Consider the following 10,299-nt stretch of genomic DNA (forward strand, 5'->3'; position numbering starts at 1 on the left):
CTACATCCATTCCCATTCTAAATTGTTCTAGATCAAACTTATCCCAGGTTATCCCTAACTTTTCACCAATTACCTTTGCTTCGTTTACATTAAAGTGTTTTTTTTAGCTCCCATTTTTTTCACCTCCTTCTTTATGTCTTAATCTGTTACTCGAACTAATTTCTCCTATTTCAATTGGATATCTCTAAAACCCGCCATGAAACCCAATCTAATGGTACTGTACCTAAATATGTATCTGCACTAGTTAAAATACGCTGAGGATTTCCTAACAAATCAAGTGGTACCCAAATTTTTATTTCCTTTAAATTACGTTCTACTTTTATTACTCCTATAGGAAGTAGGTTGTTCTGGTCTAAAACCTGATGTTCAATTGCTCCAAACTTGATATGTAATTTAGGCATCTCTTGGAATGGCCGGTCTTGGCGATATCCAAAGATATATACTGAAACTCCTACTGCCTCTGCAATAGGACGCGATAATTTAATAGAAAATATAAGATCATTATCTTCGAGACGCACAAAACGTTCTTACAAACCCACAAAAGAGGTACGCTCTTGAGCGTTTAACTGTTCTGGAAATTCAGTAAGATCTATCTTACGATCAGAGGTTAGAAATGCACCAGCACTATTTGGTTTTAAGGTAATAACCGGAAAGTCACCGAATAATTCATTAGTTCGTATAAAGGAAAGAAGATATTTAGCGTTAGAATTGTATTGGGATTTATGTTTTTTAATAGCGTTGTACTTTAGTTTAACTTCTTCATTATTCAAGTTATTATTCTGCCAAATAATCGTTTGTTTGAAAAGTTGAGGAGGCTCTAATAGTTTATCAGGAAAATATCCTTTTGGTTTAGGCCATTTTTTATAATGTATCAAATATGGGAAAAGGGTTGCCTGTATTTCCTCATCAAGATCCCAAAGCGCAATATTAGTAAAAAGATAAAGTGCCCTATGATCAGGGTGATGGTCGCTGGGATGAGAAAGAAATATCTTGGTAGGTTTAAATTCACGTAGTATAGTTTTTAAGTCTTGTAAGATTTCCTCACCCTTATATAGTGCCCCAGGACGAAATGCATTATCATAGGGTACAGCTTTTACTTCGGTAAGCATACTGTCAACCGGTGGATTATCTCCCCAATGAGAATACCAGATATTTAATGTACGAAAATCAGGATAACCTAAGAAAGTTAACTGTTCTGATGAAATCCCTAACACCTTAGCAGCAGCTATTGCTTCATCGTGACGTATTAAACCCATGGTCTGCACTGCTTTTGGCATCACCACAGGACGTTTGCGATAAATCATAAATGACCACTGGTTATTATCCCCATAAGTTAAAAAAACAATACGTACAGGCAGATTTAGCTTCACAGCCTTTTGAATAATTCCCCCGCATCCTAAAACTTCATCATCCGGATGTGGAGCTAAAATAAGAATGCGATCCTGGGGAGTAAGAGTTACATTTTGCCATGGTAATTCTTGAGCTATTTGTTTTGCTTGATTCATATAAATAAACCTATAAATAATTCCAATTATGATAATGCCTAAAATAATATTACGTATTATTTTCATTGCTTTCTTTCCAAATTAACTAAAATTATTATTTTAACAAATTTCCCAGAATGTAGTAAGGAATAAATTTACCCAAATAATATCGTAAATATGACAGTTTACTTCTAAATAATATATTAAAACCAAGTTTTATAAAGAATTCTTTTGCGGATTCCGAAATTACACCAAAATGAACTCCTGATACATTTTTTTCTTTTAAAAATTTTAAATAATATTCGATTAATTGTTTTCCGATATTTTGCCTTCTAAAGGCTTTATCAATATTAATATGCAATGTGGCTGGATATTTTTTTGAAAAGTCTGGTCGAATAAATTCCCCTTTTAATAAGCTTAATAATATATGTATTAAAAAATTCAGGGTATTTCTTTTAAAAATAATCCTTTTATTTAATGCTTTAATAATTAAAAGCGGAATAATTCGTATAAAGAATATTTTTTGCATTAATTTAACATCTGTTGTTCCGATAATGTACCCAATAATTTTATCATTTTTAACAGCAACAAAACAGGAATCTGGCTCATAATCTGTAAAATATAGAGTTAAAGCATCAGCCAATATTTCATCATCATCAAAAAAAACTTTTCTCGGTTCTTCTAGAAAAGCCGTATCACAACTTATTCTCCGAATATCTTCTCTATCACAATTATTAAATTTTCTAATAAAAATATTATTATTTAGCATATATACGCTTAAAATTTAAATCTTTTAAAAAAATATCTCTTTAAGTTATGAAATATAATGAATATTTAAGGAGGTAACTTTTAAAAAATTACCTCCTTAAATATAAAGTGTACTTTATTTATTTTGCATATTCTACTGAACGAGTTTCTCTAATAACTATTACTTTAATTTGACCAGGATAATCAATATTTTTTTCTACTTTTTTGGAAATATCTCGTGACATTTTTTTTGCTACATAATCATCTATTTCTTCCGGATTAACAATTATCCTTATTTCTCTACCTGCCTGTATAGCAAATGCTTTTTCGACTCCTTCAAAAGAATTAGCAATTTCTTCTAATTTTTCAAGCCTTTTTATATAAGTTTCCAACATTTCACGTCGAGCTCCAGGTCGAGAAGCAGATATTGCATCAGCAGATTGGACTAATACAGCCTCAATAGTTTTAGGTTCAACATCTCCATGGTGAGCGGCAATAGCATTGATTACTTCAAGGCTTTCTCCATTTTTTTTAGCTATTTCAGAACCAATTATAGCATGAGGACCTTCTATTTCATGATCAAGCGCTTTTCCAATATCATGAAGTAAGCCAGCTCTTTTGGCTAATTGCGAGTTTACGCCTAACTCTGCGGCCATAATTTCAGAAAGATACGCAACTTCTTTTGAATGTTGTAAAACATTTTGTCCATAACTGGTTCGATATTTTAACTTTCCTAACAGATTAGTTAGTTTTGGAGTAATATTTTTAATATTTGTATCAAAGACTACTTGTTCGCCTTCTTCCTGGATTTTATTGTTAACAATTATTTTAGATTTTTCTATTATCTCTTCAATTCTTGCTGGTTGTATACGACCATCAACAATCAATTTTTCTAAAGCTATACGAGCAATTTCCCTTCGTATAGGATCAAATCCAGAAATAATCACTGCATCTGGGGTATCATCTACAATTAAATCAACTCCAGTTAACATCTCAAAAGTTCTAATGTTTCTACCTTCTCTTCCAATGATTCTTCCTTTCATGTCTTCATTAGGCAAAGGTACAAAAGATGTGGTTGTCTCTATAGTATGATCAGCAGAATACCTTTGAATTGCTAATGATATTATATTCCTTGATTTTTTATCAGCTTCTATTTTTGCTTGATCTTCAATCTCTTTTATCATCTTACCGGTTTCATGAGTAAGTTCTTTTTCTAAATTTTTTAAAAGCTCATTTTTCGCTTCATCAATACTCATTTTTGAAATCTTTACTAATTCGTTTTTCTGTTCTTGGTATAAATTTTTAATTTTTTGTAGATTATTTTCTAATTCTTGTTCTTTATAATTTAGAGATCTTTCTTTTTTTTCGAGTGTTTCTATTTTTTGAACTAAGTTATTGCTTTTTTTAATTAAATTATTTTCAAGTCCTTGCACTTCATTTCTTTTTTCTTTAATTTCAATATCAGTATCTCTCTTAATTTTATAAGCTTCTTCTTTTGCTTGTAGTAATGCCTCTTTTTTAAGAGAATAGGCTTCTTTTTTAGCATTTTCTATAATATTCTTAGAGCTTATTTCAGCTGATGCTATTTTATTTTTAGCGATATATTTAGTAATGAAATAGCCTATTATTATACCAATAAAAATGTTTAGAATAAAAATATAGTAAACTCTAATATTATTCACCTCCTAATATTCAATTTACAAGGTACATAAGTTATGTATATTAATTTACATTTTAATTTCAATAGAGCTAAATATGTATTTTTAAATTTAGAAACCGTAATATCTGAATAAGAGATTACAAAAAATTATAGTAAAATTACTTAAAATATTTTAACCTGTCCAGTATGAAAAGTCAAATAACCAAATATAAGTATTTAGTAGGGGTTCGATTCATCGAACCCGTTTCGGGTCGGATAAATCCGACCCCTACATTAAAAAAATGCTTTAGGCAAATGTGTAATAAGATTAAATTTCTGAAATTAGAAAAATAGGTAGTTATTACAGGTTACTTATCACTTGTTACTGTATTTTTATTGTTTAGCTCGTTGTAAATGTTTTTCGAAACTTCTCCTGAAAATCCCCTTCTTAATAAAAAATTATATATTTTTTTCGGGTCTATCTTAATATTTTTAATTTTAGATGATTCAATCTTTTTTTCTATAAGATTTCGGGCTAATGTTATTTCATCTATTTCGTTATATGTTTTATCTATAACCTTTTGGATGATTTCCTTTTTAATCCCTTTTATTCTTAATTCCTGATTTAATCTATATTTTCCTATAGGTTTATTTTTTAATCGAAATTGAGTCCACATCTCGGCAAAGAACTCATCATTAATATAATTATTATTTTCTAACCAAAAAATAAGATTAGCAATAATTTTTTCAGGATATCCCTTATTTTTTAATTTTCCGGATATTTCATATCTACTGTAGATTCTCCGGGATAAAAGCCTTAAAAGGTATTCTTTACCCCTTGTAGTTTTATCTTCGGAAATGATTTTTCCTATTTCTTGTTCAGATAATTCTTTACCCACGTAAACATCTAATAATTTAATTATCTTTTCATTTATTTTGTATCTGGTTTTATTATCTATATAAATAACTACTTGACTAATGTCTTTTTGATCATATTTTATGGAAGTAATTTTATTTATTTTTCAGAATCCTCTTTAGTAATTTTTTTATTAAGTCCAACTGTGGTTAATATTTTATCTTCTATTTCTTTAGCAATTTCCGGGTGTTCTTCTAGATATATTTTACAATTTTCACGTCCTTGGCCGAATTTTATATTGTTATAAGAAATCCAAACCCCTGATTTTTGTAATATATCGTATTTACTACCTAGATCTATAATATCTCCTTCTTTGGATATCCCTTTACCAAAGATTATATCGAAAATCGTTTCTTTGAAGGGGGGGGCTAATTTATTTTTTACCACTTTTACCTTGACGGATATTCCAATGTTATTTTCATCTTTTTTTATTGATGCCTTTCTTCTGATATCCATTCTAACGCTAGAATAAAATTTAAGCGCTCTACCACCAGGAGTAGTTTCGGGATTACCAAAAAAGATGCCAATCTTTTCTCTAATTTGATTTACAAATACAGTAGTGGTTCTTGATTTACTAATAATAGCAGTAAGTTTTCTAAGGGCTTGAGACATTAATCTTGCTTGCAATCCCATAAAAGAATCTCCCATATCGCCTTCTATCTCTGCTTTAGGTACTAAGGCAGCAACTGAATCTATTACAACGACATCAACCGCATTACTTCTAACTAAAGATTCCACTATTTCTAAGGCTTGTTCGCCCGTGTCCGGTTGGGAGATAACTAATTCATCTATATTAACGCCAATATTTTTAGCGTAATTTGGATCTAAAGCATGTTCCGCATCAATAAAAGCAGCAATACCATTATTCTTTTGAGCTTCAGCTATAATATGTAAAGCAAGTGTAGTCTTTCCAGAGGCTTCAGGGCCAAATATTTCTATTACTCTACCTCGCGGGACTCCGCCTATTCCAAGAGCGATATCTAAGCTCAATGAACCAGTTGAAATAATGTCACTTCCAGAAACCTTGGGGCGATCTCCTAATTTCATTATGGAACCTTTCCCGAATCTTTGTTCAATATTTTGCATAGCTGTACTTAATGCTTTTTCTCTTTCTGGGTTATTTTGTTCTATCTTGTCAGTCATTTTTTGATTACTCCTTTATAATTTTTTATTTCAATAAATATTTCAGTAAAATTTATAATTTTCTATTGTTTTAATAAAGGGAATTTAGCCGTTATATTATATATGGGTCCATTTGGAGTTAATTTGCTTTCCATGATTTCGATACTATTAACTTTTTGGGATAAGGTTTTTATATTAATGCTTTTTAAAAGAGGGATAAAATTGTTTTTATCTTGAATAGACTTTACTCTTCCAATGGTTATATGATTGGAAAAATCTTTATTTTCTCGTGGAAAACCTTTTTTAAATAAGTTTACTTCTATATAATTATATAACTCTTTTAATTCGTTCATACCTTCTCTAATTCCTACCCAAATTATTCGGGGCATTTTGTAATTTGGAAATACTCCAATATCTGAAGATAATTGTATTAAAAAGGGATTATATTGATTGGTTATTTCTTTTAGTCCTGCTTTTATTAGTTCTATTTGTTTTAGTGATATGAATCCTAAAAATTTTATAGTAAGGTGCAAATTATTTTTTTCGACCCATTTTATTTTGGATTCAGGTACATTTAGGTTATTCTGAAGAGAAGTTAAATATTTTTTTATCTCTGGATCTAAATTAATCGCAATAAAGATTCTTATTTTTTCCAAGTTTGTTTAATTAACTCCCTCTTCTGCTAATTAAGAATATTAGGTTTATTTAAATACTCTCTTAATTGTAATTTATATTTTTGTCGAACTTGGTTTAAAAAATTTATATATTCATCGGTTTTATAATTAGGATAGGTATATTCACAAGGTACAAATGATTTATTTATAAATCTAAGAGTTATTTCAGCATATATTCCATGGCTAAGGTAAATTCTGGTTGGTCCATTTTTAGTGCTTGCTAAAATAAATTTATTTAGAGTAACATATCCTGGATCAAGGTTTATTTTTCTTTTAGGAAAGGTCATATTTTGCTTAGTATTTTCATTCATACAATTATTTTCTAAGTTATTAGTTATTCTTTTAATTTCTGGGAGCCTATTCTGCTTAATTGGGGTGAAAAAAGAAAATAACTTTTGTATTAAGTTTTTGCCAAATTCTTTTTCATAATAATTAGTAAAAATGAAAGGTTGAACCTTGCTTTCGATATCAACTTTGCCAAACCTTTTTATCAATATCTCTTTATATAAATTAAATAAACCTATATCTGAAGTAATTGTACTTATAATAAGTTTAGCTGGTTTTGGAAAAATTATCTTCCCCACAATTACAATATATTCCTTACTGTTTTTATATTATTGATGCTTAAAAGATATTAAACATTTTGGGTAGGATTAAAATTATATTTTAAAATGTAATTATTAATAACCCCTTTATTAATTTCAATTATCTTATCATTATAATATGCTTCGATTTTAGTCGGATATTCAGTTATAATTTCTAAAGCTTGGTCAGTTTTCCAGGAAAAAACTTCTGCTGTAAATAATATTCCTTCAAATATTATTTTGCCTCCAGAAAGAATTTTTATCCAAGATTTATCATTGGCTATTAATTTTAAAAAAGGTAATGTATCATTTGAAATATCCTTTTCTTTCGGATATTCTGCAATAATAGCTTCTGTTTCTAAATTGATATTTTTCTCGATATTTATATCGGTTTCTTTTGCAATTTCAGGTGAAGGAATCGGAAAGTTCTGTGCTTCTTTAAGAGAATGACTTAAAAATAATAATCCTATACAGATTATAAGTATAAAGCTGATTAAATAAACATATTTAATAGGAAAGAAAAACTTTTTTTTCTCAAATATAGATTTATCTCTTTTATGCTTTTTAGGTAAAATAATATTTTCCCCAGTTTCTTCCAAGTTACTTTTACTTTTTTCTAAATTCTTATAAGTTTGAATTATCTGGTTAATATTTTCTTCATCTACACCAAGATATTTACTATAATTCCTTAAATATCCTATAAGATAAGTTTTACCGGGAATTATATCTATATTGCCTTCTTCGATAGCTTGCAAGTACTTTTTACGTATCTTTAAATCTTTCTCTACCTCAATTAAAGAGACGCCTCTTGCTTCCCTTCTCTCTTTTAAAAAATTTCCAATCTCTTTCATTTATTTAAATTTTTCTCCTTTTTTGGAAATTATATTATTTTTTATATTATATACCCAAAACAATTCTTAGTCGAGTGGTCATAAAAGTTTTTTACTTATTATCCTACTTCTTTTTCATAAGGAATTCCATCTGCTGCTGGAGGAATAGCTCGTCCAATAGCACTTACTAATACAAAAATTGCCAATAGATAGGGAACCATATTTATAAATTGAACCGGAACAGCAGTGACACTCTGTAATCTTATAGCTAAAGCTTCGCCAAAACCAAATAAAAGTGCAGCTCCTGCCGTGCCAAAAGGAGTCCATTTACCAAAAATCATAGCTGCTAAAGCAATAAAACCTCTACCTCCACTTATTTCTTTTACGAAGAAGTGAGCTTGTTCTAAGGATAAAAAAGAACCTGCCAATCCGGCAAGAGCCCCAGAGGTCATTACTGCAATGTATCTTATTTTAATAACATTAACTCCCATAGTATCAGCAGCTTGAGGATATTCCCCTACCGATCTTAATCTTAATCCAAAAGGAGTTCTAAATATAATTAAATGGGATAGTATGAAAATTATGATGGTTAAATATACTAAGGGGGAATGATGAGCAAATATAATGATAATACTTCTTAAAAAGCTTGAGCCTTCTCCTAGGTTTGGAATAGATAATCCCCATATAGGTAGGCTTATTTTAGCCATAATTTGTGTTTCGTTAAATAAAAGCCAAGAAAAAAATACAGTTATACCACTGGCAAATAAATTAATTGCCACACCACTTACTATTTGGTTGGCTTTAAAAGTAATGCAGGTAATACCATGTATTAATCCTAAAAAAATACCAATTATAATAGCAGCTAAAATCCCTAACCAGGGATTTTGAATAAAATTAGTCACTGCAATTGACGTAAAAGCTCCAGTTAACATTATACCTTCTAATCCAATATTAATAACTCCTGATCTTTCTGAAAATACCCCCCCTAAACCAGCTAAGGCTAAGGGTATAGCTATTCTGATAGAGGAAGCAATAAAATCTGCATTAAAAATACTGCCAAACATTAGGTTAGTTTCCTCCTTTTTACAATTAATCTTTTTACTATTTCATCGCTAATTACTACAAATATTACTATTACTGCTTGTAATACCATAATAAGTTCTCGAGGTATTCTGCCTTCAGTAAAAATATTTACAATTGCTCCTCCGTAATTTAAAATACCAAATAAAATAGCGGCCAGGACCACTCCCAAAGGGTGATTTTTGCCCAAAAGGGCAACCGCAATTCCGTTAAATCCTAATCCAGTGAAAAGTTCTTGTCTCCAGCGATATTTAAAACCCATTACTTCATTGGTTCCAACTAGTCCGGCAAAAGCTCCACTTATAACCATTGCTAATACAATATTTTTAGCTACACTAATTCCTCCGTATTCAGCCGCTAAAGGGTTATAGCCAACTGCCCTTATTTCGTAGCCTAAATTTGTTTTCCATAAAATATAGTAAGCTAATATGGCTACCCCTATAGCAATAAAAAAGGAAACATTAACCTGATTATAAGAAGGAAAATCTATGTTGATTGATTTAAATAGATCATATAATCTTGGAAGACGAGCAGCTTGTGCAATCTCTTTAGTGTGAGGAATCATCTGTTTTACTCCTGCTGCTATCATCGTTTCAGTCTCTGGTGCTTTATACTTTAAAACAAGAAAAAAAGTTAATGAGGCAGCTATCCAATTCATCATAATAGTAACAATAACTTCATGCACCCCTTTTTTAGCCTTTAATATTCCAGGAACAGCTGCCCATAAAGCACCACCAGCAGCTGCGGTGAGTATACATAATGGAATAAGTATAAAAGCAGGTAAACTAGTAAAAGTAAATCCAACCCAGGTGGATAAAAAAGCGCCTATATACACTTGTCCTTCTCCACCTATATTAAATAGTCCACAGCGAAAAGCGAAGGCAACTGCTAATCCAGTAAATATTAAAGGAGTCGCTCTGAATAATACATTCCCCCAACCATCTCTATTGCTAATAGCATTGCTAAAAAGAATTTTATAGACATAAATTGGATCTTCTCCAATTATAACAATAACTATTGCACCTACTAAAAGAGCAAATATTACTGCAATCAAAGGAGTAATTTTTTCTAAAAAACTATAATAGTCTATTTTTTTAGCAGCTTTCAATATTTTCTTGCTCCCTAATGATTTACTTTTTTTTAGGAAATTTATTATTACGAACTGAACCAGTCATTAATAAGCCTAATTCTTTTTCATTTGTTTTTTTTGGATCTAAGATAGC

General features: G+C 30.0%; 11 protein-coding genes and 1 pseudogene. All 12 read right to left on the reverse strand.

Annotated elements, in window-relative coordinates; genetic code table 11:
* A pseudogene (locus COZ07_RS01820) lies at positions 1 to 70 on the reverse strand (hypothetical protein); the annotation flags it as partial.
* Positions 71 to 170: 100 nt separating this feature from the next.
* Positions 171 to 518 (reverse strand): hypothetical protein, encoded by a 348-nt coding sequence (locus COZ07_RS01825; protein WP_406606889.1) that lies wholly within the window; start codon positions 516 to 518, stop codon positions 171 to 173.
* A gap of 9 nt (positions 519 to 527) precedes the next feature.
* Positions 528 to 1,571, reverse strand: coding sequence for a PIG-L deacetylase family protein (locus COZ07_RS01830; protein ID WP_406606890.1), 1,044 nt, complete (start codon positions 1,569 to 1,571; stop codon positions 528 to 530).
* Positions 1,572 to 1,599: 28 nt separating this feature from the next.
* On the reverse strand, positions 1,600 to 2,127 hold the full coding sequence (locus tag COZ07_RS01835) for a GNAT family N-acetyltransferase (protein ID WP_406606891.1): 528 nt from the start codon (positions 2,125 to 2,127) through the stop codon (positions 1,600 to 1,602).
* Between the two features lie 244 nt (positions 2,128 to 2,371).
* Positions 2,372 to 3,913, reverse strand: coding sequence for a ribonuclease Y (gene rny / locus COZ07_RS01840; protein ID WP_406606892.1), 1,542 nt, complete (start codon positions 3,911 to 3,913; stop codon positions 2,372 to 2,374).
* A gap of 325 nt (positions 3,914 to 4,238) precedes the next feature.
* Positions 4,239 to 4,769: a regulatory protein RecX gene (locus COZ07_RS01845; protein ID WP_406606893.1), complete on the reverse strand. Its 531-nt coding sequence runs from the start codon at positions 4,767 to 4,769 to the stop codon at positions 4,239 to 4,241.
* 116 nt (positions 4,770 to 4,885) lie between these two features.
* The gene (recA, locus tag COZ07_RS01850; RefSeq protein ID WP_406606894.1) at positions 4,886 to 5,929 is read right to left on the reverse strand and encodes a DNA recombination/repair protein RecA; all 1,044 of its coding nucleotides are present in this window, start codon (positions 5,927 to 5,929) and stop codon (positions 4,886 to 4,888) included.
* A gap of 62 nt (positions 5,930 to 5,991) precedes the next feature.
* Entirely contained in the window at positions 5,992 to 6,564 is a 573-nt protein-coding gene (thpR, locus tag COZ07_RS01855; RefSeq protein ID WP_406606895.1) for a 2'-5' RNA ligase family protein, read from the reverse strand.
* Positions 6,565 to 6,590: 26 nt separating this feature from the next.
* Positions 6,591 to 7,166, reverse strand: a complete 576-nt coding sequence (locus tag COZ07_RS01860; RefSeq protein ID WP_406606896.1) for a DUF4416 family protein — start codon at positions 7,164 to 7,166, stop codon at positions 6,591 to 6,593.
* Positions 7,167 to 7,216: 50 nt separating this feature from the next.
* Positions 7,217 to 8,017, reverse strand: a complete 801-nt coding sequence (locus COZ07_RS01865; protein ID WP_406606897.1) for a helix-turn-helix domain-containing protein — start codon at positions 8,015 to 8,017, stop codon at positions 7,217 to 7,219.
* 98 nt (positions 8,018 to 8,115) lie between these two features.
* A complete protein-coding gene (locus COZ07_RS01870; RefSeq protein WP_406606898.1) occupies positions 8,116 to 9,060 on the reverse strand; it encodes an ABC transporter permease in 945 nt (314 codons plus the stop codon).
* The gene (locus COZ07_RS01875; RefSeq protein ID WP_406606899.1) at positions 9,060 to 10,184 is read right to left on the reverse strand and encodes an ABC transporter permease; all 1,125 of its coding nucleotides are present in this window, start codon (positions 10,182 to 10,184) and stop codon (positions 9,060 to 9,062) included. The genes COZ07_RS01870 and COZ07_RS01875 overlap by 1 nt, the downstream gene beginning before the upstream one ends.
* Between the last annotated feature and the right edge of the window lie 115 nt (positions 10,185 to 10,299).

This window comes from Candidatus Infernicultor aquiphilus (assembly GCF_002784285.1).
Taxonomy (GTDB): domain Bacteria; phylum Atribacterota; class Phoenicimicrobiia; order Phoenicimicrobiales; family Phoenicimicrobiaceae; genus Infernicultor; species Infernicultor aquiphilus.